Here is a 25,855-nt window from a genome sequence, read left to right on the forward strand (position 1 = left end):
GAACAAGATTTTGACGACAAAATTTTAATTGTTTTTATATATTTTTGTTTTCAATAAGGCGTGAAAGATCGCTCTTTCACGCCTTTTGTATGCTGTCTATTTACTTTAAATTTAAATAATTTTCTCAATAGGCACAGATTTAATACTTTTATAAAAAATTACACTATGAGTTACTACAAAATTGACAATCTAGAACAATACTTCAAGCATTATAATAAATCAGTTCGTGAACCTAGAAAATTTTGGGGAAAAATAGCAGAGGAAAATTTCACCTGGTACCAACAGTGGGACAAGGTAGTTGAATTTAATATGGCCGAGGCCGAAATCAAATGGTTTACTGAAGCCAAAGTGAATATTGTCAAAAATTGCATTGATAGACATTTAGCAAAAAGAGGCGAAAAAACCGCTATTATTTTTGAACCAAATAATCCAGATGAAGAAGCTCTGCATATCACTTATAATGATTTGCACCAACGTGTTTGTAAAATGGCAAATGTCTTGCGTGAACAAGGAATTAAAAAAGGGGATAGAGTTTGCATTTATTTACCTATGATTCCAGAATTGGCAGTTTCTGTGTTGGCATGTGCCAGAATAGGAGCCATCCACTCGGTAGTTTTTGCTGGTTTTTCAGCATCGGCAGTAGCCAGTCGAATTAATGATAGTTCTTGCAAAATGGTAATTACAGCTGATGGTGGTTTTAGAGGAAACAAAACAATAGATCTGAAAAGTATAATTGATGAAGCTTTAGAAAAGTGTTCATCGGTTGAAAAAGTTTTAGTTGCCAAAAGAATACATACTGAAATCAACATGCAAGATAGTCGTGACCAATGGTTACAACCTCTTTTAGATGAAGCTTCGGATAATAATGTTGCAGAAATAATGGATGCTGAAGATCCTTTATTCATTTTATACACTTCTGGTTCTACTGGAAAACCAAAGGGAATGGTGCATACCACAGCGGGTTACATGGTGTACACGGCGTATACTTTCAAAAATGTTTTTAATTACGAAGAAAGTGATGTGTTCTGGTGTACAGCTGATATCGGTTGGATTACTGGTCACTCGTACATTCTTTATGGACCACTTTTAAATGGGGCTACAACTGTAATTTTTGAAGGTGTTCCGTCTTATCCTGACTTTAGTCGCTTTTGGGATGTAATCGAAAAACATAAAATCACTCAATTTTATACCGCTCCAACTGCCATTCGTTCTTTGGCGAAAGAGAATATAGAATTTGTACAAAAATATCCTTTAAAATCACTCAAAGTTATTGGATCTGTAGGAGAACCTATTAATGAAGAAGCTTGGCACTGGTACAATGACCATGTTGGGGACAAAAGATGTCCAGTTGTAGACACTTGGTGGCAAACAGAAACGGGAGGAATTATGATTGCTCCAATTGCCTTTGTAACTCCTACAAAACCTACTTATGCAACCTTACCACTTCCGGGAGTGCAAGCTGTTTTGATGGATGAAAAACGAAATGAAATTGAAGGAAATCAAGTAGTAGGTAGTTTGTGTATCAAGTTTCCATGGCCAGGAATTGCGAGAACAATTTGGGGTGATCATCAGCGTTATAAAGACACGTATTTTTCAGCTTTTCCAGGTAAATTTTTCACCGGTGATGGAGCCTTACGAGATGAAGTAGGATATTATAGAATTACAGGTCGCGTAGATGATGTCGTGATTGTTTCTGGTCATAATTTAGGAACAGCTCCTATTGAAGATGCTATCAATGAACACCCAGCTGTTGCTGAATCAGCTATTGTAGGTTTTCCTCATGATATCAAAGGGAATGCTTTGTACGGTTTTGTTATCCTAAAGGAAACAGGTGAAACCCGTAATAAGGAGAACTTAACTAAGGAAATCAACCAACATATTTCAGATCATATTGGACCTATTGCTAAGTTGGATAAAATTCAATTTGTTTCTGGTTTACCAAAAACGCGTTCTGGAAAAATTATGAGGCGAATTTTAAGAAAAATTGCCGAAGGAGATTATTCTAACTTTGGTGACATTACAACCTTATTAAATCCTGAAATTGTTGAGGAAATTAAAGAAGGAAAAGTTTAATTACAATAAGAGCCGTTTTATTTTAAAGCGGCTTTTTTTTGTTGCTCTATTTTTTTAGACCATAATTATGTAAGTTTTTTTAAGTTTTATATAGCAAATGGTAATAAACTTATCCATAAATTTACTTCCAGATGAAAGACAAAGAAGTACTTATTATTGGTGGTGGTTTAGCAGGTTTGACTGCTGCAATTCATTTGTCTAAAATTGGACTTCAAGTAACGGTTATTGAAAAAAATAGTTTTCCAAAACATAAAGTTTGTGGAGAATATATTTCTAACGAAGTTTTACCTTATTTCAACTGGCTTGGTCTTGACCTATCTCATTTAAATCCTACGCACATTACTCATCTTGAATTTTCAACATCAAGTAGAAAAACTATTAAAAGCAATCTACCACTTGGAGGTTTTGGCATTAGTCGTTTTGCATTGGATTACAATTTGTATCAAATAGCAATCAAAAATGGTTGTACCTTTTTACAAGATACTGTAGAGAAAATTGTCTATTCAAACAATGAATTTAATGTTACTACACTTAATAACAACATTTTAAAATCTGAAATTGTTATTGGTGCTTTTGGCAAACGTTCGAATATTGACCAAAAAATGAACCGTAATTTCATAACTAAAAAGTCCCATTGGCTTGCAGTTAAGGCCCACTACACGGGTGATTTTCCTAATGATTTAGTAGGCCTTCATAATTTCAAGGGAGGATATTGTGGTGTTTCTAAAGTGGAAAACGATATTATTAATATTTGCTATCTAGCAGATTATGAAACATTTAAACAATATAAAAATATTGAAGAGTTTCAAAGTAATGTTCTAGCGCAAAACCCTCATTTGAACGTCATTTTCAATAAAACAAAAATGCTTTATGAAAAACCTTTAACAATAAGCCAAGTATCTTTTGAAAAAAAACAAGCTGTTGAGAATCATATTTTAATGATTGGAGATACTGCAGGACTTATTCATCCTTTATGCGGCAACGGAATGGCAATGGCAATTCATAGTGCTAAAATTGTTTCGGAGTTAATTCATGAATACTACAGCAATGAAATCAAATCTCGAGAAGAATTAGAAGAAAAATACATACAGGAATGGAATTTTAACTTTAAAGAACGACTTAAAATGGGTCGGTTTTTATCAAATATTTTGCAAAAGCAAAAACTTTCAGGGGTATTAATGCGTTTATTAAGTATATTTCCTTTTTTATTACCTAAAATTATTAAAAAAACACACGGAAAACCAATCCTTTTACAATTTTAAATGGCATTAAATACTAAGTACAGAACTGATAAACCAGAAATAATGGATGATTTTGCCTTAGAGGGCGAAATTTTACGAGATGCTTTAGACAAAATAGCAAAAATCAATCAGCTATTAGGTGGAAATCAGTTGACTTTAAGAGGAGTAAAAGAACTTATTCAACTATCTAAAAAAGAAGAAATTGTAATTGTTGACGTAGGTTGTGGAAATGGTGATATGCTGCGAACTTTAGCTGATTTTGGTATCAATAATAATCTAAATTTTAAGTTGATAGGGATTGATGCTAACAATTTTACAATTTCTCATGCAATACAATTATCCGAAAAATATACGAACATTAGTTATCGGTGTGAAGATATTTTTAAGGATTCTTTTAAGGAATTAAAATACGATATTATCTTGTGTACCTTAACATTACATCATTTCAAAAACCATGAAATTGAAGATTTATTAAAAGTTTTCCATACGAATTCCTCGATAGGAATTGTAATTAATGATCTACATCGAAGTCCAATTGCTTACCGCTTATTTCAAGGGTTATGTTTTGTGTTTCAATTGAATGATATGTCCAGAGAGGATGGCTTGACTTCTATTTTAAGAGGTTTTAAAAAAGAAGAACTGATTCATTTTTCTAAAAAATTAAATTTTAAAAACTATAAAATTCATTGGAAATGGGCTTTTCGCTACCAATGGATAATTTCGAAAATATGAGTGTAAAAATCAAAACAGTCGCCAAACAGCTACCTAAATATTCAAGATCAACTGCTGAAATTATTCCTTTTTTGGACACTTGGTTGACAGGACAAAATGAGCGATTTATCAGGAAAGTAAAGAAAATTTTTGAGGGAGCTGCTGTTGATAAGCGATATTCTATCATGGATCCAATTGAAGTGTTTACCAAAACTTCTTTTGAAGAAAGAAACGACATCTATGTACGTGAAGTAATTGATTTAGGCGAAAAAGTATTAGAAAAAGCGTTAGAAAAAGCCAGTTGGAACCCTGAAGATTTAGATTACATTATCACAGTAAGTTGCACTGGAATTATGATACCATCTCTAGATGCATATTTAATCAACAAGTTACAATTGCGTCAAGATATTGTGAGGCTTCCCGTTACAGAGATGGGTTGTGCTGCAGGAATTTCAGGAATTATTTATGCAAAAAACTTTTTGCAGGCCAATCCTGGAAAACGTGCTGCTGTAATTGCAGTTGAAAGTCCAACAGCCACATTTCAATTGGATGATTTTTCTATGGCCAATATTGTGAGTGCCGCCATTTTTGGTGACGGAGCAGCTTGCGTTTTATTATCTTCTCATGAGGACGATGAAGGTCCAGAAATTCTAGCTGAAGAGATGTATCATTTTTATGACAACATACACATGATGGGCTTCAAATTAACGAATTCTGGATTGCAAATGGTCTTGGATATTGAAGTTCCCGAAACGATTGCTTCGCATTTCCCTGATATTATTCATCCTTTTTTAGAAAAAAATAATTTAAAAATGGAAGATATCGATCATTTGATTTTTCATCCAGGAGGAAAGAAAATAGTACAAACGGTAGAAAGTTTGTTTTCAAGTTTGGGTAAAAATATAGACGATACCAAAGAGGTTTTACGATTGTACGGAAACATGTCTAGTGCAACGGTTTTATATGTTTTAGAACGAATAATGGACAATCAACCTAAAAAAGGGGAAAAGGGTTTAATGTTGAGTTTTGGTCCAGGATTTTCTGCCCAAAGAGTTTTGTTACAATTTTAAATTACTATTTTAAAACAATGACAAACCAAGAAATCATATCTAAGCTACCGTATTCTAAACCGTTTCTATTTGTAGATGAAATAATTTCAATCGACGAAAATGGAGTGGAAGGAACCTATATTTTTGATGAAAATCTTGACTTTTATAGCGGACATTTTAAAGACAATCCAGTGACACCAGGAGTAATACTAACAGAGGTGATGGCCCAAATTGGTCTAGTATGTTTAGGTATATTATTATTAAATGAAAGCTTAAATAAAAATATTGCAATTGCTTTAACATCAACAGATATTGAATTTTTAAAACCTGTTTTTCCTAAAGAAAAAGTGACCGTTTTTTCCGAGAAAATTTATTTTAGATTCGGTAAATTAAAATGTAAAGTCATCATGAAAAATGAAAAAGGTGAAGAGGTTTGTACAGGAATAATTGCAGGAATGATAATTTCTAAATAAATGAAAAAAAGAGTTGTTATTACGGGTCTAGGTGTTGTTGCTCCAAATGGGGTTGGACTTGATGCGTTTACTCATGCCATCAAAAACGGAATTTCAGGAATTAGACATGATCCAGAGTTGGAAAGACTGCAATTTTCTTGTCAAATAGCGGGAAAACCGGAGATTTCTAATGAATTAGCATTGAATTATTTTTCAGAACTAGAATTAAGAAATTTCAATTCATCTGGAATTTTGTATGGTGTAATAGCGGGTATTGACGCATGGAAAGATGCCGGATTACCTTTAGATATAAATGAAGAACCAGATTGGGATAGCGGAACTATTTTCGGAACAGGAACCTCTGGAATTGATAAATTTCGTGAAAGCATCTATAAAATTGACGATTTTCAAACGCGTCGTTTGGGTAGTACTGCCGTAGCGCAAACTATGAATAGTGGCGTAAGCGCGTATTTAGGAGGTAAATTAGGTTTAGGTAATCAAGTCACTACAAATTCCTCTGCCTGCACAACGGGTACAGAAAGCATTTTAATGGCTTATGACCGCATAAAATCAGGTCAATCCAAACGTATTTTAGCAGGAAGTACAAGTGATTCAGGACCATATATTTGGGGTGGTTTTGACGCTATGAAAGTGTGTACTTTTAAGCACAATCAAGATCCAGAACACGGCTCAAGGCCAATGTCAGAAAGTGCTTCAGGATTTGTTCCTGGAAGTGGAGCAGGAGCTTTGGTTTTGGAAGATTTGGAAACCGCCATAGCTCGCGGCGCTAAAATTTATGCCGAAGTTTTAGGTGGCCATGTTAATTCTGGCGGTCAGCGCGGCCTTGGTACAATGACAGCACCCAATCCTGTTGCAGTACAAAAATGCATTACTACAGCTTTAAAAAATGCCGAAATCACAGCTAGCGAGATTGATGCTATCAACGGACATCTCACAGCAACTTCCAAAGATAGTTTAGAAATTCAGAATTGGAGTGAAGCTTTAGATCGAAATGGTATAGATTTCCCATATATCAACTCCTTAAAATCTATGGTAGGCCATTGTTTATCAGGTGCCGGAAGCATCGAAAGTGTAGCATCCATCTTACAATTATATCACGGATTTATTTTTCCGAATACTAATTGTCCCGATTTACATCCAGAAATCACAGCATTAATTGACCAAACAAGAATACCACAGCAAGCTATTGAAATGGAATTAAATATAATTGCAAAAGCTAGTTTTGGCTTTGGAGATGTAAATGGATGTGTGATTTTCAAAAAATACAAGCAGGACTAATAGCAGCAAAACAAAAAAACATTACATTTATTAAAATACTACTTATGAATAAAGAACAAACCATTGCAGAATTAAAGAATATCGTTAAACCATATATCGCAAATCAAGAAGCATTTGACACACTTACCGAAGACACCGATTTTATAAATGATTTAAAAATCAACTCCGCTAATTTAGTAGATGTTATTTTGGACATTGAAGAAAAATATGACATCATTATTGATAATGAAGCTATGGAACGTATGATCAACGTAAAAGCAGCTTTAGAAATTATTGAAACTAAATTATCTGAAAAGATGTAATCCGACCTCCAAAATGATAGGGAATGATATCGTAGATTTAGATTTGGCTTCAAAAGAAAGCAATTGGAAGCGCAAAGGTTTTTTAGAAAAAATATTTACAATAACCGAACAAAAGTTAATAGCATCAACTGAATTTCCAGACGTAATGGTCTGGAATTTATGGTCTAGAAAAGAAGCTGCCTATAAAATTTATAATAGGGAAACAGGAATAAGAGGATTTTTTCCTTTACAACTAGAATGTGTTTACCAAGATGCCATTTTAGGAAGCGTTTTAATAAAGGGGCGATGCTATTTTACCCAAAGCACAATTAAAAATAATACAATTTACACTATTGCTGTTGCAAATAAGGAGCATTTTAGAAGGATCAAAAGTATTAATCCTAGTATTGAAATTTTAAAAAAGAATGGTATTCCCTTCAAAATAGATTCTAATTCAATGCTAGAAAAACCCATTTCTATAACGCATCATGGTAAATATTGGAAAGGAATACAGTTGATTGAATAAAATTATTTAATTCTCAATCTAGATTTTAATTTTAAAAACAACAGCGCCGTTTTATAAGCATCGTTTGCTGCTGAATTACGGTCACTTACTGGAATTTTATAAAACTCACAAAGTTCATCAAGCGGACTTTCTTTATCTGTAATATCTTGAAGCTTTCTATGCATGACATCAATATCTAATGCTTCATTTTTCAACCTTCCACAATCCATTCGTTCAAGGGATTCATTAATAATATCAACATCAAAATCAACATGATGTCCTACTAATATTGAGTTACCTATGTATTCCAAAAAAGACTTTAAAGCTTCTGGTTCACTTATTTTTTTTAATTTACTTTCAACCAAAAACTCATTTGTTAAACCATTGTCATGAAAGTACTTATACTGTGTTAATACAGCTTCAAAATTATCTCCTATTACAATGGAATTATTAACTACAGAAAAAGAACCAATGGACAAAATCACATCGTTTTTAGGATTTAAACCCGTTGTTTCAGTAGAAAAAACTACAAATCTGGAGGACTTTTTCTCAAACTTAGCTGTATAAGCTTTCCAAAAATCAGGATATTCTTTATTAATATTTTTTAACCAATCTAACATACTATGAAAATTGTGTAAGTTGAAATTTACTTTTAATTAGCTCTTCTAAATCTCGCATTGGCGCTAGAGCATTTTTTAATTTCTCTTTGTCATTTTTAGATAATTCCTCAAGATTAATATATTGACCATCATTATCGTTTTTCAGCCCTTCTAAAGTTCTAAATTTTGATAATGTAAGAAACGCTTCGGCACAGTTTAAATAGATTTCAGCATGCTTAGGATCTGTAATAGATAACTGCTTGAATCTTTGAAAAGTATTATTAATTCCCTTTACTTCAAAGGACATACAAAACAATCTGGCTCCATCAATTAATGGCATAAGAGCACGTGTTTTAATATCAAATTTATCTTTATGTTCACCTTCTTCTTCAACATTAAATTTTTTGAAGAACGTTAATGGTGAATTATTTCTAAGAGCATCATTACCTAAGAAATCAAAGAAAAGTGTACTCTTCATAACATTTTTAAAAATGACATCAGTAATTGCATCCTCTATTTTTTGCTCGCCAAAAATGATTTCATAATCAAAAAATATACTACTTAAGTCTGAACTATTTTCACCTGGAGTATTCATCCAGTTATCGTATTGTTTAATCCAATCAGTCAATGACTTACACCATTGCATATTACTTCCCATATGACCATTAGGACAGGATGAAAATCCTATTTTTTCAAGTGTAGCAGTTGTCTTTTTTCCTAATTTCAAAAAATAATCTTTTACATCACGATACTTTTCTGCTGCTACATCTTCAAATATTAAAATACTGTCTTGATCTGTAAATAATAATTGTTCTTTTCTACCTTGACTACCTATGCTTAACCAAGCGAAACGAGCAGGAGGGGAGCCTAAATCTAATATTGACAATTCAACAGTGCGTTTTAACAATGCCAAATTAATTTCGCTTGTAATATTAAAAACATGAGATAGGGGAACGTTTTTAGAAATGGATGTCTGTATCAAATCAGCAACTCTATCTCTTATTTGTTTGAGTTCTTTTGCAGTTTGGCTGCGTTTAATTTCTTTAACCAGTACTCCAGGGCTATTGGCTTGTGCAACAATCAAGTCGTACTCACTTATAATTCCTTTAACTAGTGATTTATCCGTTCCATCTAATGTTACACATAGGTGCGTTACATTATTTTTAAGCATTAATAATTGCGCCTCGGCTAATGAAACATTTTCAAGAACAGTAACTACGGGTGAGGACATGATTTTATCAACAGTTACTGTAATGGGAAATCTTCCAGTAGCAATCTTTGTTCTCATATCAGTATCAGTAACAATACCGACTGGAAAATCATTTTCACAGATTAATATATTGTTTGTTAAAGAAGCAGTCATTTGCTGTGCTACATCTTGAACACTAGAATACAATGTAGTCTTTAAGGGATTTAAATTATAGGTTAAGGACTGAAAATACTGCATCTCAGACTGCTGATCAGAATAAAAAACATTGTCAGATATCAACTTTCCTATTAAATTTTCCTTGTCTTTTGGATTTCTAGTATTTATTGCAAAACTTTCCAGTAAAAAATTCAATACATCCGGATTGTTAGCTACAAAAGGCCTAAACGAAGCAATAGGAATAGCATAAACAATAGTTTCTTCTCGGGACTTAGCCGTCATCATATAATTATTTTTGGCAAAAAAAGGTCTTAAACCAAAAATATCACCTGCAGCACATTTGTTCAATAAAGTCTCCTCAGAATCAGAGATCACAGACAAATTGATTATACCAGATGATACTACATAAAAACTGTCATGAAGAACATCATTTATTTGAAATAAAGTTTGATTTTTTTCTAAAACAACAACTTTTACATCACTAGCTATTTGTGAAAGTTCTTCAAACGCTAAATAATTAAAAGGCGCGTAATCACTCAAAAAGTCTGCAATTTGCTCAGCAATAGAATTCATAATGTTTATTTTTCTAGTGTAAAAATAGCAAATAATAGACAGATATAATAGCTTTGTAAATGGTTTACCATTAAATTATACATTCCTTAATTTTTTCATAAAATAAGACTGTGTTTATAAGTTTGTTGCACAGTTTTTTTAATTTTATACAGTAACTAATAAATAAAAATTATGAAATCAATTATCAAGACTGGTTTGGCAGTGGTTGCATTACTAGTAGTAAATGTAATGGGAGCTCAAAGTAAGCCTACAAGTAGTAAAGAAACAATCACAGGTAAGATTAAAGATGCCACAATAACTGTTGACTACGGAAGTCCATCTATGAATGGTAGAAAAATTTGGGGCGAATTAGTGCCATTTGACAAAATTTGGCGTGCTGGTGCAAATGATGCAACCACATTTGAAACAGATAAAGATATAACTGTGGAAGGTTCTAAACTGCCAGCTGGAAAGTATTCCTTTTTTATTATTCCAAATGAAAAAGAATGTACAATTATTTTTAATAAAGTAGCCAAACAATGGGGTGCTTATAAATACAAACAAGAAGATGATCAGTTGCGAGTTGTAGTAAAAACGCAAGTTGTAAGACCTATTACCGAAAAACTTACTTATCAAATTAACGCAAATATTTTAAGTTTGAAATGGGATCATTGGTATATACCAATACAAATTAAGTAAGTTTAGAGACTCATTAAATTCAATAAGATAGTATTTCTTTAATCAAAAAAAACATTGTCAAAAGCAGTGTTTTTTTTATTTCGACTTTTTCTATTTTACATAATATAAATTATAGTTCATAATATATATATCTAAAAAAAATAGCCAATTACTAAATATCATCTTTTAGATTAGACAATATTAAATGAGTTGTTGGTTCACCATAAACCAGTAATCGATCGATATATTTTTGTAAATGCAACTGGTTATTTAAAATTACTTTCATAAAAATATTGTGAGTTCCTGTAATTCTGTGAATTTCAAAAATCTCTGGGAATTGATCTAAATTTTCACAAAAAACATTCAATTTGCCGCTGTATAATTTAAACATGATGAAAACTTCAAGTCCGAATCCTAATTTTGTATTGTCTAATCTTACTCGATATCCTTTAATAACCTCCAAATCTTCTAGTTTTTGGATTCGCTCTCTAACTGCAGATGGCGAAAGTTCTACTTGCTTGCCAATTTCTACAAATGAATATCGTGCATTTTCTTTTAGACATTCAATAATTTTTAAATCCAATGCGTCAACCATAAAAAAGTTTTTAAATGACAAAATTACGATTTAAAAATGTGTTTTTTAACTTTTTTACCATTTAAAACATTTTTGATACTGTTATTCATCCTTTAATTTTGCAAAATGGATACGATGATGATTTTACTTTCACTTGGGATTTTTACAGGTTTTTTTGTTCAAACAATTACTGGATTTGCTGGCGCTCTAATTGCATTGCCTTTTTTATTATTTGCCATGCCATTGCCAGACGCTGTGGGATATTTATCTATTTTTTACATGATTTCTACTCCTATTCATGTTTATAAAGAGTGGCACAACATTAATTTAGATTTATTAAAAAAATTAGCTGTTTCCTCCTTTTTTGGTTTGCTTGTAGGCATTGTTGTCTTAGCCTACGGACAACCGATAATATTAAAAAAAGCTTTAGGAATTTTCATTATTTTGTTTGTATTAAATAGTTTGCGTAGTGCTAAAGAAATCAAATTATTTTCTAAAATGAAGTTTCTCTTTGGCTTTTTAGGAGGTTTTTTTTCAGGACTTTTCTCCACTGGTGGACCACTATATTTGATCATCGTTAAAAACGAAACTTCGGATGTGAAGATTATGAGAGCAACAATGTTTGGGGTTCTTGGTTTAATTACGTTATTTAGAATTCCTGTTCTTGCTTTTGAAGGAATATTAACATGGCAACAACTGTATAACTCTCTTTATGTATTGCCTTTTTTTATTTTGGCTTTAGTATTGGGAAAAAAGGTATATCTTTTTTTGAATGATACTATGTTAAAAAAAATCATGCTTTCGCTCTTATTTGTATCTGGATTTGTTTTGCTTTTAAAAAAATAAACAACCGTAGCATCCCATTTATATTGGCTACTTTTGCAAAAAATAAAATATGAAGGTACAAAATGTAATGTCTCGTTCACAATACATCAAATTAATACTTATTCTAGGATCTTTAACAGCCCTTGGTCCTTTTTCAATTGACATGTACCTACCCGGATTTGCGGGTATTGCAAAAGATTTGAATACCACTGTGGCCAATGTTTCCTTGACATTATCCAGTTATTTTATAGGAATATCAGCAGGTCAACTATTATATGGGCCATTATTGGACCGTTTTGGTCGAAAAAAGCCATTATTCATAGGAATGTTGGTTTATATTTTGGCTTCATTAGGCTGCGTATTTGTTACAGATATTGATACTTTTATTGGTTTACGATTTATTCAAGCCATAGGTAGTTGTGCTGCTACGGTGGCGTCTGTATCTATGGTAAGGGATTTGTTTCCAGTAAAAGATATTCCTAAAGTGTTTTCACTGTTAATGTTAGTGGTAGGGCTTTCGCCAATGCTAGCTCCTACTATAGGCGGTTATATCACAGAAGATTTTGGATGGCATACCGTATTTTTTATTTTGATGTGTATGGGGATTTTAATTTTACTAGCTGCACAAATAGGTTTACCTAATACTTATGTACCTGACACATCAATTTCCTTAAAACCTAAACCAATTGTTAGCGGATTTATCTCAATACTTAAGGTACCGCAATTTTATACCTATGCGTTTGCTGGAGCAATTGCTTTCTCTGGGTTGTTTACTTATGTGGCTGCCTCTCCTATTATTTTTATGGACATTTATAAGGTAGATGCAAAAACGTATGGTTGGATATTTGCTTTTATGTCTTTAAGCTTTATTAGTGCAAGTCAGTTAAATTCTTTATTGTTAAGAAAATTTAGAAGTGAACAAATGATTGTAGGTGCATTAATAATACAATCCATTATTAGTATAGTCTTTTTAATATTGGCTGTAAATAATTTGCTAGGATTGTATGAAACCATAGCCATGCTTTTTGTATTCTTGGCCTGTTTAGGAATCTCTAATCCAAATACTGCGGGACTGACTCTTGCTCCTTTTGAAAAAAATGCTGGAAGTGCCTCTGCATTAATGGGCGCCATTCAGTTAGGTTTGGGTGCGGTGGCATCGTTTGCGGTAGGTTTATTTGTTAAGAATTCCATTTTGCCTATGGTTTTTATCTTAACCACTTCTACCATAATTGCACTAATAATCTTGATTTTAGGCAAAAAAAGAATAAAAAAAACTAGTACACCCTCTGTTTAAATTGAGGGAGTACTAGTTGTATCTTTTTTTGTAGAAAACCTACTTTTTTAGTTTTTTGATAGGTTTTTCTAATTTTTGTTGTGCTTCATTTTTAGTTTGTAGCACTTGATTTGCTATTAGTTTTTCAATTAACTCGTCCTTGGTTAAATGATGGAAAACCGTTTTTATTTTTTCTTTTAATTCAGCTGCAACCTCGTGATTGGGTTTGGTCTTAAAAATTTGCTTGGCCCACAAGAACGTATTGTTTTCTTCAATACTTGCTTTGTTCGGTTTAGCAAAAGGTAAAAATTTGATGCCCAATTCTTTTTCAAAATCAGCAATTTCAACAACTTCTTCTTGTTGTAGCACAGTTAAGGCTAGACCCTTTGCTCCTGCTCTTGCTGTTCTACCGCTTCGGTGTACATAAGCTTCGTATACATCAGGTAAATGATAATTTACAACATATGAAATTTCTTTTACATCTATTCCTCTAGCTGCAAGATCTGTTGCGACTAAAATATTAATGTGGCCTTCACGAAACTGCTCCATGATTCGATCCCGAATACCTTGAGACAAGCTACCGTGTAAGGCACCAGATGAAAATCTATTTATAGCTAAATTTTTGGCTAATTTGTTTACGGCTGCTTTTGTTTTACAAAAAATGATTCCGCGTTCCCCCTCTTTTGTAGTAAGAAAATGCATTAAAACATCTAGTTTTTCAATAGGATCCACTACAATGTATTGGTGATCTATCCCTTGATTACCTATTGTTTCCATGTTAGCGCTTACTTGCACAACATTCTTATTCAAATAGTTTTGAATCAATTGCTTAATTGTACCCGGCATAGTTGCCGAAAACAAAAATGTTTTATGTGAACTAGGTAATTGTGCCACAATTTCATCAAGACTTTCTTTTAGAATCGTGACCATTTCATCCGCTTCATCGAGTACTAAGAATCTCGTTTCTTTTAGGTTAATGGCATTACGTTGTATCAAATCGATTAGTCGTCCTGGTGTTGCTACAACAATGTGTGTAGGCAAAGTAAGTCTTTCTATTTGCGGTTTTATGGGTATTCCTCCACAAGTTGCAGCTATAGAAACTTGAGGTATGTATTTTGCAAAATCTTCTAAATTTTTAAAGATTTGGTGCCCCAATTCTCTAGTTGGCACTAAAATTACGGCTTGAATGGCTGCTACACTAGTATCTATCAATTGTAAAATAGGAAGTCCAAATGCAGCTGTTTTTCCGGTACCGGTTTTTGCAATACCTACCAAGTCGTGTTTATTTGCGAGTAGCAAAGGAATGGTTTGTACTTGAATTTCAGTAGGAATAACAATTTTCAATTCGGTTATTGCTTTAAGTACGGGTGTTGCTAATCCTAAATCTGAGAATTGTTTTTGCATTTGTTTTTGTATTTTAAAATAATAATTCTTTTGTAATGAAATTTTAGCCCTGATGGGAACGGCATCCTTTTGAGGTCTCTTTTTTGAGACCACAAAAGATACAGTGTACAGCAGGATTAGCTCCTAATAAAGAAATTAATCTTCATCAGGTTCATTCATGATTTTTTCTCGGTATTTTTTACCCGTTAAAAGAACCAATTTGAGTTTGTAATCATCTACAAGCCATTCTCTATAATTTTTACTGCACTGACTCAAACATTTTGCATAGCGCTTGATACGGCATTCAATATCATCGTCTAATAATTTACCTAAAGCTTTTGCTTCTTGTAACGTTTCGGAATTGTCAACACACATAGCTGCATGTTGATCTAATGATTTATCCAAAACCTCCTTTGAACGTAAGTTTAGTTTTATAATAAGTTTATGTTCCTCTTCTACATCAAAAGTTACAACTTCGGTTTTACTGAATTTAGCTCGCACATCTAGTGGCATCGTGTATTTAAAATACATTTCGATTTCAGTGTCGTCTCTTAAGTTTTCTAGATAAAACTCAGGAGATTTAAAGATGTGTTGCCAGTTTACAGGTTCACTCCACAGTCCAAAACGGGCTGCATTATTACCTAAATCTATTACATTAAAACTGTCCTTGCCAGGTAATTTTCTAGATCCACGGCCTATCATTTGATAGTATAAAGTTAGAGATTTAGTAGCTCTATTTAAGATAATGGTTTCAACAGTAGGCTCATCAAAACCTGTTGTAAGAATCCCTACTGAGGTTAAAATAGCATCTGGAGTATATTTGAACCAATGTAAAATGTCTTTTCGTTCCTCATTACTGCTGGTATTATCTAAATGTCTTATGGCATAACCAGCTTCTCTAAAGGTTTCATATACATAAAGTGATGTATTAATACCATTATTGAAAATCAAGGTTTTTTTGCCCAATGATTTTTCGGTGTAAGCATGCAATAATTTTTCTTGCATAGCCATATTGGTATACAAATCATCCGAAGATTTTACGGTATAATCTCCATTTATACCTACTTTAAGAGAAGTCAAACCTACATCATAACTATAGGTAATTGCTTTTGCAAGAAAACCATTTTCTATTAATGAACTTATAGTATCACCTACTATCAATTCATCATAGCTCTCGTGCATGGGTAATTTTATGTTAGAACTCAATGGTGTTGCGGTTACTCCTAGTATAAAAGCATTCTTGAAAGAACTTAATAATTTTCTAAAAGAGTTGTAATGCGCCTCATCAATAATAACTAAACCTACGTTATCTAGGTGTAATTTATCATCATTGATACGGTTTTTTAAAGTCTCTACCATGGCAACAAAACAAGAATAATCATTTTGATCTGGTAACTCTTTTACTTTACTGTTGATGATTTTATTTTTTACATCAAAACCTTTCAACATTTTTGAAGTTTGCTTACACAACTCAATTCTATGAGTTAGGACTACAACTTTCTTATCATGTTGAGATAAATAACGGCGAACAATCTCTGAGAAAACAACTGTTTTTCCACCACCAGTAGGCAACTGATATAATAAATGGTGTTGTGGAGGTGCATTATCTATACGCTCAAAAATGGCGTCAATATCGCCTTGTTGGTATGCGTAGAGTTGTTTTTTGTCTTCTATTTCTATTTCTAAGGTGTTTTGGGACATTGCTAATTATTGGATTTTTGCAAAAATACACCTAAAAAACAGTTTAATTGTCAATTTTATTTAAAAAAAACCGTAGCTGATTAATTAATTTAAATTAAGGAAAGTTTTTAATACTCTAATCTATCAATAATAGCATCAAATTCAGGAGTATTATACCATTTTTGATCTATAACAGCAAGCTGTATTTGGTTGAGTCTCGCCTTAAAATCAGCTAAAATGGCATTTGCTATTAAATAAACTACGACTTGCTCAAAGGAATTGAACATACTTTTATAAAAAAGATCTTGTTTGATTGCATTTTCTGAAGCAAAAGTTTGTGCAATTTCAATATTATACAGCATTAAATCAGCTATTACAAAAGGATCAACCCCTAAAGCTATAAAGTGCTTGATGTATTTTTGAGCAACAGAACGTCTCATTTTAGGTCGGCTTCGCCTACCTGATTTTTTTACTGGAAAATATTCATAAGCAATTTTTACTTTAGCTTCTTTTGATAGCTGGTCTTCTTTTGGATTAAAAACGAAATCATAATAGACTTTTACGGGACTAAATTTCTCGTACAACTCTATGATTTGCTCTTCGAGTTGTTCTTTATTCAGTTCGGCTAAATATTTTTTTAAATCGCGTTTGCTCATTATCAAAGTTTATGCATACAAAAGTAATTTAGTTTTGTGATTTTAGCATCTAAAATCAATGTTTATACTTAATTTTGTGTTCAAAATAAAAAAATACAAATGCTTAAAATTTTTAAAATCACCGCTATCATTGAAGGAATTTCTGCTTTATTGCTGTTTTTCTTTGCCATGCCAATGAAATATATATTTAATGATCCTATTTATGTAAAACACATAGGAATGGCTCATGGCGTATTATTTACTGCTTATATAGTTTTAGCTACTGTTTTAAAATTTACTGAAAAATGGGATTTTAAAAAATATTTTATCATTTGCATAGCCTCTATTCCTCCTTTTGGTACTTTTTACATAGAAAGAAAATACCTGAAAAATGTTTAAATACATCGAAAAAATTTTCACTTTTATTTATCCTCTCCTAAGAAAAATAGGTTTAGGAAGTAGCGCTGCATCCTATTTAAGCTTGCTGCTTAATATTATTGTGTTGTGTGTACTTTCGTATGTTATTTATCTTGTATTCAGGCTTATATTAGTAACCATTCTAGCTATTATAGCTCAAAAAACTAAAACAAAATTTGACGATTTATTGGTTTCAAATAAAACTGCAAAATATATTGCGCATTTGATACCGCTTTTATTTATTTACAAATCGGTACCCGTAATTTTAGACCGATTTGAATATTGGGAAGGGATTTTTGCAAAAATTGTTGGGATTTATATTATTGTCCTCGTATTGTGGATTATCAGAACTATTTTTAATGCTTTACGAGATTATTTAAAACTAAAACCTCGTTACAGTGACAAACCGATAGATAGTTTTATTCAGGTAATCATGATTTTATTGTGGGTCATCGGTACTACATTAATTATATCCAAGTTATTTGATATTGACAAAGGCGAACTTTTAACTATTTTGGGAGCCGTGTCTGCGGTGATCATTTTAATTTTTAGAGACACAATCTTAGGTTTTGTGTCGAGTGTGCAAGTCTCTATAAATGATATGGTTCGAATTGGGGATTGGATTACGATGGATAAATTTGGCGCAGACGGAGATGTAATTGAAATCAATTTAGCTACCGTTAAGGTTCGAAATTTTGACAATACTACCACTACAATTCCTACCTATAGTTTGAGTTCAGATTCTTTTCAAAACTGGCGTGGAATGCTCAACTCAGATGGAAGAAGAATTAAAAGACACATCTTAATTAAAACAAGTAGTATTCGCTTTCTTGAAGAAGCAGAGCTAGTTGATTTAAAAAAAATACACTTGATTAGCCACTACATTGACGAAAGAAAAAATGAAATTGAAAGATACAATCTTGAAAATAAAATAGATAAATCACTAGCTATAAATGGTCGTAATTTGACCAATCTAGGCTTGTTTAGAAAATACATTACCGAATATTTATTCAATTATCCTGGACTTAACAAAGATATGCTCATGCTTTGTAGACAATTGCAATCTACAGAGCATGGTGTTCCTCTAGAAGTATATGCATTCTCTTATGACAAACGTTTTGAAAACTATGAATACATCATGTCTGATATTTTTGATCACATCATAGCTGCTGTTGGTTATTTTGATTTAGAAATATTCGAATCTAAAATTGAATTGAACAATTAAAATACAGATTCTACAACCTGTCTTTTACAAACTCAATTGAAGTTTTTCCGTGGGGTTTAGGTTTTCCATGCTCATCAACATTAACCATTGTGGTTTGATCAATAGAAATAATGGTTTCTCGAGTCATCATATTACGAGCTTCACATTTTAAAGTAATTGATGTGGTTCCAAACTTGATAACATCTATACCTATTTCTATGATATCCCCTTGTTTTGCTGAACTTCTAAAATTTATTTCAGACATATATTTGGTTACAATTCTTGCATTTTCTAGCTGCACAATAGTGTACAAAGCTAATTCTTCGTCAATCCAAGCAAGCAGTTTTCCACCAAACAAAGTACCATTGGGATTTAAATCTTCGGGTTTTACCCATTTCCTAGTGTGAAATCTCATCGTTTAAAATTTACTTGTAAAAATAAACCTTTTTTACTTTTATATTTTTTAATTTTAAAGAAAAAAAATGGAAGCAAGAGATCTATTTCTAGAAGAATTCAGAGGAAAATCAATTGGGATGATTACAAATCAATCCACCCTTGAAGAAACGTTTCAAAATGAAGTACTTCGTCCTATTTTAAAATTACAGAACGAAATAATATGTTCTTCTTTTTCACATTATTTAAAAAAAAATAAAATAGATTTCAATAATTTCTCTTTAGATAAGAAAATGAAAACTATAGATAATGCGGTTCAAAAGGACATTAAATTTAGAAATGCGCTCAAAGGAATGATTTCGGGATTATTTACCATTTCTGAATATGAAATCTACACCAATAATAGCTCTAATTTAAACAAACGAATGATGAGCATGCTGGTTGAAAGGTTAAAAAGTCAAGTACAACTGTTTGAAAATCCAGTTTTAAAATAGAGTATTCAACTTAACAAAAGAATACACAAAATATCAATATTAGATATTGATTATAAGATATTACGAATAATAAAAGGGATACTTTATGCATCCCTTTTTTTATCAGTAATGTGTTTTTAGTTAATTAGTAACATAAAAATTTGGATCTACTACCACTTTTAGGTTGTCACTAGTTAGTGAGATAGTTTTCCACTCTGTTTCTGGATGAAGCAATTCTTCTTTACCATTTAGAGTCACTTTTACTGGCATATTAAAACCTGTGACACTATTTGTCCAGCGATATGCTAACTGGTTATTCTTTACTGTATATTCTAATTTTGGTATTCGAGTATCTCTTAAATACTGATTAAAAACCATCGACAAATCAATACCTGCTTGCTTGCTTAAATAATCCTCAATTTGCTTGGTTGTTACCGTTTGGTGATAAAAAGTACTATTCAAACCTCTTAGTATTCCTCTCCATTTTTCATCATTATTCACTAATTGACGTATAGTATGCAACATGTTTGCTCCTTTAGGATACATATCCCCTGAACCTTCATTGTTTACATCATATTTACCAATGATAGGTTTATCATTTTCAATAATATTTCTAAGACCTCTAACATAAGTATATCCAGCTTCCTTTCCATAGTAATATTCTAAAAAGAGACTCTCAGAATAGTTCGTAAAACTTTCGTGAATCCACATGTCTGCAATATCTTTATAGGTGATATTATTGGCAAACCACTCGTGACCAGACTCGTGGATGATAATAAAATCAAACTTTAATCCCCAGCCAGTTCCGCTTAAATCCCTTCCACGGTATCCATTTTGATAGCCATTTCCGTACGTAACACTGCTTTGATGTTCCATTCCGAGGTATGGAGCTTCAACTAATTTATAACTATCTTCATAAAATGGATAAGGTCCAAACCAATGTTCAAACGCTTTTAACATTTTAGGAACGTCTTGAAATTGTTTTTTAGCTTTCGCCAAATTGTCTCTCAAAACAAAATACGTACAATCTAAATTTCCTTTTTCACCTTTGAATTTTTCAGAAAAAGTAACATAATCCCCAATATTGATGTTTACACCATAATTATTTATAGGATTAGCTACAAACCAATTATAGGTTTTAGTTCCATCTTTCAAGGTTTTTACACTTTGCAAGCGACCGTTAGAAACATTTGTTAAATTAGCAGGTACATTGACGCTAATGAGCATATTTTCAACTTCATCATACATGTGATCTTTATTTGGCCACCAAACACTTGCTCCCAATCCCTGACATGATGAGGCTATAAATGGATTGCCATTTTTATCTTTTTTCCAAGTAATTCCTCCATCCCACGGTGGATTTACAGCCATTTTAGGTTTTCCGCCATAAAAAACAGTAAGTTCTTTAATGCTTCCTTTTACTTGAGGTTCCTGTAATGCAATAAAAAAAGCATTGCCTTCTCTTTTGAACTCCAAGTTTTTCCCATTTTGGGTAATCTTGTAAATGTTCATTGGGGTTTGCAAATCAATTTGCATGCTGTTGTATTCCTGAACAACCTGATACTTTATAGTGTTTGAGCCTGTGATCGTGCTGTCTTTAAGATTTACTTTAATATCAAGATGATACCTTTTTACATCCCACCAAGCTCTTTCCTTAGTAATACTCCCTCGAAGGGTATCTTGTCTAGTAAATAAAGGTGTTTTTTCATCTAATAAACCTTGAGCATTGACCGAATTATAAAGTAAAAAGGATATAAAAATAGAAGCTAAATATTTTTTCATAGTGCAATTATTTAGTACAAAAATAGACTTTAGAAATAAAAAACTACCTACTTTTTCTTAATTTCTGCATAGGTTTGCGTATAATCTTGTAATATTTTATTTTCTTTTCCGCGAATTTCCATTAGGACTTTTTGATTTTTAAAATCAAATTTTAATAAACCAAAATTAATCTCTTTCACAACTTCGCCTTGTACATAAGGATTTTCTTCACCAGAGAATGCAGTATAGGTGTGAGTTAAGCCGCTTGAAGTAAAATCAACAAGAGGATTAGACAAACCCGTTACATTTTTTGAGGAAAATGTCGAAATGTGTCTATCACCAGATATTATAAAGGCTCCTTTTGCTTTTGAGGAAACTAGTAATTGTTCCAGTTTTTCGACCTCATGTGGGAAATTGCCCCAAGTTTCAAAGCCATGCTTGTTGGATAAAAATTGGATACTACTCACTATCACATGGAATTGCGCATCTGAATTATATAGCTCTTTTGATAACCATTCCCACTGAGCTTCTCCGAGAAGCGTTCCTTCTCCGTATTTATTGGGTTGAAAACGTTTTTTTGAATTAGGATCTTTGGTTAAAGCTGTTCGGAAATAACGGGTATCTAATACGATAATTTTAATTTTATTTCCATCAACATCAATCGTTTTTGAACTGTAAACTCCTTCTCTACTTCGTTCTGGAGCATCTTTTGGAGTATCTAAAAAATCTAAAAATAGTTGCTGACTTTCTTTTTTGTATGGATATTCTTCTCCTGCATCATTAGCGCCATAGTCATGATCATCCCAAGTTCCAAGAATAATTTTGCCATCAATGAATTTTAGATATTCAGGATCTTGTTTCTGAATAGTATAATTGTTTTTAAGAAACTGCATGTCTTCTGTATCCGAATACACATTATCACCACCCCAAATCCAAACTGAAGGATTGTTTTTATTTATCTCAGACCAAAGTTCATTTTTAATTTTTTGATTGTCACAAGAACCAAAAGCGATTGTATAACTAGTATTTTCATTGATTTTTAATGGTTGACTTGCTGTTGAAGGAATTTGTGATTTACAACTTAACAATCCTAAAAAACTAAAAATACAAACAATTTTTTTCATAAAAAGTGGATTCAAAAGGTTATTACAGTGCAATTCATATGTACGAAGATATAAAAACATTCTAAAGCGAGATTTAAAAGTAATGTTTCCTAAATGTTATTTAACATGATTAATAAAGAGGTTAGTATATCGTTTTTCTATCCCTTGTAATAGGTTTACTAAAAATTAAAACTACTTTAAAAAAAATAACCCAATAGATTAAATTTTTCTATTGGGTTATTTTTTATTTTTTTGTCAGATTATTTCTGGCGGCTTTTTAGCACTTCAATAACATCGTTCAATTTGAATCCTTTGGCTTGAAGCAAAATCAAATAATGAAACAATAAATCAGCACTTTCACTCAAGAATAAATCATCATTATCATCTTTGGCTTCAATAACTACTTCTATTGCTTCTTCTCCAACTTTTTGTGCAATTTTATTGATTCCTAATTGGAATAAAGATGCAACGTAGCTTTTCTCAGAATCAGCTTTTTCTCTTCGAGTTTCGATAGTTTGCTCTAGGTGTGATATAAACCCATAATCAGCTTTATTTTCTGTCTGCCAGCAGGTATCTGCACCTGTATGGCATGTTGGTCCAACTGGTTTTGCTTGTATTAATAAAGTATCGCCATCGCAGTCATTTTTTATATCAACCAAGTTTAAAAAGTGACCACTCTCCTCACCTTTTGTCCAAAGTCTTTGCTTGGAACGGCTAAAAAAGGTTACTTTTTGTGTGTCAATGGTTTTAAGATATGCTTCTTCATTCATGTAGCCCAACATTAAAACAGCTTTCGTATCGCTATCTTGTATAATGGCTGGAATTAATCCGTCTGTATTTTTTGAGAAATCTATGTTCATTTTCTTTTAAGTATTAAGTTGTAAGGCTTAAGTTGTAAGTTCTAAGTCGTAAGTAATTTGTATTAAATTGAAAGTTGTAAGTATAGCATTCAAAGATAAATAAGCAACTCAAAACTTCATACTTAATAACTAATTTTTAATACTTCATACTTAAAATTTAGGCCTTAATTTAAATTCGTACTTCAATATTATTATTTTTAAGAGCTTCTTTTAATGTTTTGATTTCAATTTCTTTAAAATGAAATACACTTGCTGCTAAGGCTGCATCGGCTTTCCCGACTAAGAATGAATCTACAAAATGCTGAATGTTTCCTGCACCACCCGAAGCAATAATTGGAATATTAACCAGTTGCGAAAGTTTGGCCAAAGCCTCATTAGCAAAGCCATTTTTAGTTCCGTCATTATCCATCGAGGTAAATAATATTTCACCTGCGCCACGTTGCTCGACCTCTTTTGCCCAATCAAATAAATTCAATTCGGTAGGTACTTTTCCACCTACTAAATGTACAATCCACTGTCCGTCAATTTGCTTTGCATCAATTGCAACAACAACACATTGGCTTCCAAATTTTTGTGCCAAATCATTAATCAACTGCGGATTTTTTACCGCTGATGAATTGATCGAAACCTTATCAGCTCCATTTTGCAATAAAACATCAACGTCCTTGACAGAGGAAATTCCACCACCAACTGTAAATGGAATATTAATAGTTGCAGCTACTTTCCGAACCAAATCAATTAATGTTTTTCTTCTTTCTTCCGTTGCCGAAATGTCTAGAAAAACCAATTCATCAGCTCCTTCATCCGAATAGATTTTGGCCAATTCAACCGGATCGCCGGCATCACGTAAGTCTACAAAATTGACACCTTTTACGGTTCTTCCGTTTTTTATGTCAAGACAAGGGATTATTCTTTTTGTAAGCATAATTTTTGTTTTTACACAGAGATTCACGAAGAAAGCAAAGAGACACACAAAATTTTTAGTGGATCTTTGCGTTTTCTTTGTGTTACTTTGCGAAATAATCTATTTGTTTAATATGTATTGTTCCAATTGTTTCAATGAAATACGTCCTTCGTAAATAGCTTTGCCAATAATAGTTCCTTCACAACCCAGTTCCGCTAGTATTGGTAATTCATCAAAAGTCGAAATTCCTCCTGAAGCAATTAGTTTTATTCCTTTGGCTTCTGCCAAAATTTTAGCATACAAATCAAATGATGGTCCTTCAAGCATACCGTCTTTAGCAATATCGGTACAAATTACATATTGAATTCCTTTACTTTGATAGTCTTGAATAAAGGGAATCAAATCTTCATTTGAATCTTCTAACCAGCCTGAAACAGCTACTTTTTCATTATTAGCATCTGCTCCCAAAATGATTTTATCCGCACCATACTCTGCAATCCATTTTCCGAATAGTTCTCTATTCTTTACAGCAATACTACCACCAGTAATTTGATTGGCACCACTTTCAAACGCAATTTTCAAATCGGAATCTGCTTTCAAACCACCTCCAAAATCAATTTTTAGACTTGTTTGTGTTGCAATTTGTTCCAATATTTTATAATTCACGATTTGACTCGATTTTGCTCCGTCTAAATCTACTAAATGCAAATATTCAATTCCGTGCGCTTCAAATTCTTTAGCAACTTCTAACGGGTTTTCGTTGTAAATAATTTTGGTATTGTAATCTCCTTTTGACAAACGTACACATTTCCCGTCGATGATGTCTATTGCTGGTATTATTCTCATTTATTTTAATTTAAAGATTTAATAATTGAATTATTTAAAGATTAATACTGTTGATCAAAGAAATATTGGACTCCCTCATTTTTCAATCTTTGAATTTTTAAATCTTTGAATTTTTCAATCCTATAATTTTAAAAAATTCCCTAAAATTTGTTCGCCAACATCACCGCTTTTTTCAGGGTGAAATTGTGTACCGTAAAAATTATTTTTCTTCAATGCTGAGGCATATTCTACTTCATAATTTGTGGTAGCAATGGCTTCGGGACAATTTGGCGCATAAAAACTATGTACCAAATACATGTACTCCTTTTCAGCAATTCCCTTAAATAGATCTGATTTCAAATTATAAATTTGATTCCAGCCCATCTGCGGCACTTTTACTTTTGAAGTGAATTTGACCACATCTACATCAAAAATTTCCAAACCAGCAGTGTTTCCCTCTTCGGATTTGTTACACATCAATTGCATACCCAAACAAATCCCTAAAACAGGTTGTTTCAAGGTTGGAATTAATACATCTAAACCGCTATCTACAAGCATTTTCATCGCAGAACTTGCCTCACCAACTCCAGGAAAAATAACTTTATCTGCAGCTTTTATTTCCTTCCAATCGTTACTAAGCGCTGCTGTAAAACCCAAACGTTCTATAGCAAACATAATGCTTTGTATATTTCCGGCTCCGTAGTTTATAATTACTATTTTCATTTAACTTTTGTTTCAA

Annotated in this window: 27 protein-coding genes; 14 read left to right on the plus strand and 13 right to left on the minus strand. The window is 32.3% G+C overall.

Features of this window, described 5'->3' with window-relative positions; genetic code table 11:
- The first annotated feature begins 165 nt into the window (after positions 1-165).
- The 8 genes from acs to DNC80_RS11745 all read left to right on the plus strand — a co-directional run bounded on the left by acs (position 166) and on the right by DNC80_RS11745 (position 7,632).
- Positions 166-2,073: an acetate--CoA ligase gene (acs, locus tag DNC80_RS11710; protein WP_182651376.1), complete on the plus strand. Its 1,908-nt coding sequence runs from the start codon at positions 166-168 to the stop codon at positions 2,071-2,073.
- A 131-nt stretch (positions 2,074-2,204) separates the two neighbouring features.
- On the plus strand, positions 2,205-3,335 hold the full coding sequence (locus DNC80_RS11715; RefSeq protein WP_182651377.1) for an NAD(P)/FAD-dependent oxidoreductase: 1,131 nt from the start codon (positions 2,205-2,207) through the stop codon (positions 3,333-3,335).
- Entirely contained in the window at positions 3,336-4,046 is a 711-nt protein-coding gene (locus DNC80_RS11720; RefSeq protein WP_182651378.1) for a methyltransferase domain-containing protein, read from the plus strand.
- Positions 4,043-5,095: a type III polyketide synthase gene (locus DNC80_RS11725; protein WP_182651429.1), complete on the plus strand. Its 1,053-nt coding sequence runs from the start codon at positions 4,043-4,045 to the stop codon at positions 5,093-5,095. The genes DNC80_RS11720 and DNC80_RS11725 overlap by 4 nt, the downstream gene beginning before the upstream one ends.
- Positions 5,096-5,112: 17 nt before the next feature.
- Entirely contained in the window at positions 5,113-5,547 is a 435-nt protein-coding gene (locus DNC80_RS11730; protein ID WP_182651379.1) for a 3-hydroxyacyl-ACP dehydratase FabZ family protein, read from the plus strand.
- On the plus strand, positions 5,548-6,825 hold the full coding sequence (locus DNC80_RS11735) for a beta-ketoacyl synthase (RefSeq protein ID WP_182651380.1): 1,278 nt from the start codon (positions 5,548-5,550) through the stop codon (positions 6,823-6,825). It begins immediately after the preceding gene.
- A gap of 44 nt (positions 6,826-6,869) precedes the next feature.
- Positions 6,870-7,127: an acyl carrier protein gene (locus DNC80_RS11740; RefSeq protein ID WP_144890812.1), complete on the plus strand. Its 258-nt coding sequence runs from the start codon at positions 6,870-6,872 to the stop codon at positions 7,125-7,127.
- 13 nt (positions 7,128-7,140) lie between these two features.
- Positions 7,141-7,632 (plus strand): 4'-phosphopantetheinyl transferase superfamily protein, encoded by a 492-nt coding sequence (locus DNC80_RS11745; RefSeq protein ID WP_182651381.1) that lies wholly within the window; start codon positions 7,141-7,143, stop codon positions 7,630-7,632.
- 2 nt (positions 7,633-7,634) lie between these two features.
- Here the strand turns inward: DNC80_RS11745 and DNC80_RS11750 are convergent, their stop codons facing one another.
- Positions 7,635-8,231, minus strand: a complete 597-nt coding sequence (locus DNC80_RS11750; RefSeq protein WP_182651382.1) for a PolC-type DNA polymerase III — start codon at positions 8,229-8,231, stop codon at positions 7,635-7,637.
- A gap of 1 nt (position 8,232) precedes the next feature.
- The gene (locus DNC80_RS11755; RefSeq protein WP_182651383.1) at positions 8,233-10,149 is read right to left on the minus strand and encodes a DUF294 nucleotidyltransferase-like domain-containing protein; all 1,917 of its coding nucleotides are present in this window, start codon (positions 10,147-10,149) and stop codon (positions 8,233-8,235) included.
- A 171-nt stretch (positions 10,150-10,320) separates the two neighbouring features.
- Between DNC80_RS11755 and DNC80_RS11760 the strand changes: the two genes are divergently transcribed.
- Positions 10,321-10,827: a DUF2911 domain-containing protein gene (locus DNC80_RS11760; protein WP_182651384.1), complete on the plus strand. Its 507-nt coding sequence runs from the start codon at positions 10,321-10,323 to the stop codon at positions 10,825-10,827.
- A gap of 151 nt (positions 10,828-10,978) precedes the next feature.
- Here DNC80_RS11760 and DNC80_RS11765 read toward each other — a convergent pair whose 3' ends face one another.
- Positions 10,979-11,401 (minus strand): Lrp/AsnC family transcriptional regulator, encoded by a 423-nt coding sequence (locus DNC80_RS11765; protein WP_182651385.1) that lies wholly within the window; start codon positions 11,399-11,401, stop codon positions 10,979-10,981.
- A 114-nt stretch (positions 11,402-11,515) separates the two neighbouring features.
- Between DNC80_RS11765 and DNC80_RS11770 the strand changes: the two genes are divergently transcribed.
- Both DNC80_RS11770 and DNC80_RS11775 read left to right on the plus strand, forming a co-directional pair.
- Complete coding sequence (locus DNC80_RS11770; protein ID WP_255493237.1) at positions 11,516-12,226, plus strand: sulfite exporter TauE/SafE family protein; 711 nt, start codon at positions 11,516-11,518, stop codon at positions 12,224-12,226.
- A gap of 49 nt (positions 12,227-12,275) precedes the next feature.
- Positions 12,276-13,499 (plus strand): multidrug effflux MFS transporter, encoded by a 1,224-nt coding sequence (locus tag DNC80_RS11775; RefSeq protein ID WP_370628754.1) that lies wholly within the window; start codon positions 12,276-12,278, stop codon positions 13,497-13,499.
- A gap of 39 nt (positions 13,500-13,538) precedes the next feature.
- Here DNC80_RS11775 and DNC80_RS11780 read toward each other — a convergent pair whose 3' ends face one another.
- The 3 genes from DNC80_RS11780 to DNC80_RS11790 all read right to left on the minus strand — a co-directional run bounded on the left by DNC80_RS11780 (position 13,539) and on the right by DNC80_RS11790 (position 17,197).
- A complete protein-coding gene (locus DNC80_RS11780) occupies positions 13,539-14,882 on the minus strand; it encodes a DEAD/DEAH box helicase (protein WP_182651387.1) in 1,344 nt (447 codons plus the stop codon).
- 135 nt (positions 14,883-15,017) lie between these two features.
- A complete protein-coding gene (locus DNC80_RS11785; RefSeq protein WP_144890829.1) occupies positions 15,018-16,562 on the minus strand; it encodes a DEAD/DEAH box helicase in 1,545 nt (514 codons plus the stop codon).
- Positions 16,563-16,669: 107 nt separating this feature from the next.
- Entirely contained in the window at positions 16,670-17,197 is a 528-nt protein-coding gene (locus DNC80_RS11790; RefSeq protein ID WP_182651388.1) for a DUF6155 family protein, read from the minus strand.
- Between the two features lie 99 nt (positions 17,198-17,296).
- Here DNC80_RS11790 and DNC80_RS11795 point away from each other — a divergent pair, with 99 nt between their 5' ends.
- Positions 17,297-17,575, plus strand: a complete 279-nt coding sequence (locus DNC80_RS11795; RefSeq protein ID WP_182651389.1) for a DUF3817 domain-containing protein — start codon at positions 17,297-17,299, stop codon at positions 17,573-17,575.
- On the plus strand, positions 17,568-18,818 hold the full coding sequence (locus tag DNC80_RS11800) for a mechanosensitive ion channel family protein (protein WP_182651390.1): 1,251 nt from the start codon (positions 17,568-17,570) through the stop codon (positions 18,816-18,818). The genes DNC80_RS11795 and DNC80_RS11800 overlap by 8 nt, the downstream gene beginning before the upstream one ends.
- Before the next feature lie 10 nt (positions 18,819-18,828).
- Here DNC80_RS11800 and DNC80_RS11805 read toward each other — a convergent pair whose 3' ends face one another.
- Positions 18,829-19,212 carry an acyl-CoA thioesterase gene (locus DNC80_RS11805; RefSeq protein ID WP_144890837.1) on the minus strand — a complete coding sequence of 128 codons (384 nt, stop codon included), beginning with the start codon at positions 19,210-19,212 and terminating at the stop codon, positions 18,829-18,831.
- A 67-nt stretch (positions 19,213-19,279) separates the two neighbouring features.
- On the opposite strand from DNC80_RS11805, the gene DNC80_RS11810 reads away from it, so the two are divergent.
- Entirely contained in the window at positions 19,280-19,684 is a 405-nt protein-coding gene (locus DNC80_RS11810) for a glyoxalase (protein WP_182651391.1), read from the plus strand.
- Between the two features lie 120 nt (positions 19,685-19,804).
- Here DNC80_RS11810 and DNC80_RS11815 read toward each other — a convergent pair whose 3' ends face one another.
- The 6 genes from DNC80_RS11815 to hisH all read right to left on the minus strand — a co-directional run bounded on the left by DNC80_RS11815 (position 19,805) and on the right by hisH (position 25,839).
- Positions 19,805-21,445 (minus strand): M1 family metallopeptidase, encoded by a 1,641-nt coding sequence (locus DNC80_RS11815; RefSeq protein ID WP_182651392.1) that lies wholly within the window; start codon positions 21,443-21,445, stop codon positions 19,805-19,807.
- A 47-nt stretch (positions 21,446-21,492) separates the two neighbouring features.
- Positions 21,493-22,548, minus strand: a complete 1,056-nt coding sequence (locus tag DNC80_RS11820) for an alkaline phosphatase D family protein (protein ID WP_182651393.1) — start codon at positions 22,546-22,548, stop codon at positions 21,493-21,495.
- Between the two features lie 239 nt (positions 22,549-22,787).
- Entirely contained in the window at positions 22,788-23,387 is a 600-nt protein-coding gene (hisIE, locus tag DNC80_RS11825; RefSeq protein ID WP_182651394.1) for a bifunctional phosphoribosyl-AMP cyclohydrolase/phosphoribosyl-ATP diphosphatase HisIE, read from the minus strand.
- 169 nt (positions 23,388-23,556) lie between these two features.
- Entirely contained in the window at positions 23,557-24,312 is a 756-nt protein-coding gene (gene hisF, locus DNC80_RS11830) for an imidazole glycerol phosphate synthase subunit HisF (protein WP_182651395.1), read from the minus strand.
- A gap of 99 nt (positions 24,313-24,411) precedes the next feature.
- Complete coding sequence (gene hisA, locus DNC80_RS11835) at positions 24,412-25,137, minus strand: 1-(5-phosphoribosyl)-5-[(5-phosphoribosylamino)methylideneamino]imidazole-4-carboxamide isomerase (protein WP_182651396.1); 726 nt, start codon at positions 25,135-25,137, stop codon at positions 24,412-24,414.
- Between the two features lie 120 nt (positions 25,138-25,257).
- Positions 25,258-25,839 (minus strand): imidazole glycerol phosphate synthase subunit HisH, encoded by a 582-nt coding sequence (gene hisH, locus DNC80_RS11840; protein ID WP_182651397.1) that lies wholly within the window; start codon positions 25,837-25,839, stop codon positions 25,258-25,260.
- Positions 25,840-25,855 lie beyond the last annotated feature (16 nt).

Source organism: Flavobacterium sp. SOK18b, assembly GCF_014156605.1.
GTDB lineage: Bacteria > Bacteroidota > Bacteroidia > Flavobacteriales > Flavobacteriaceae > Flavobacterium > Flavobacterium tiangeerense.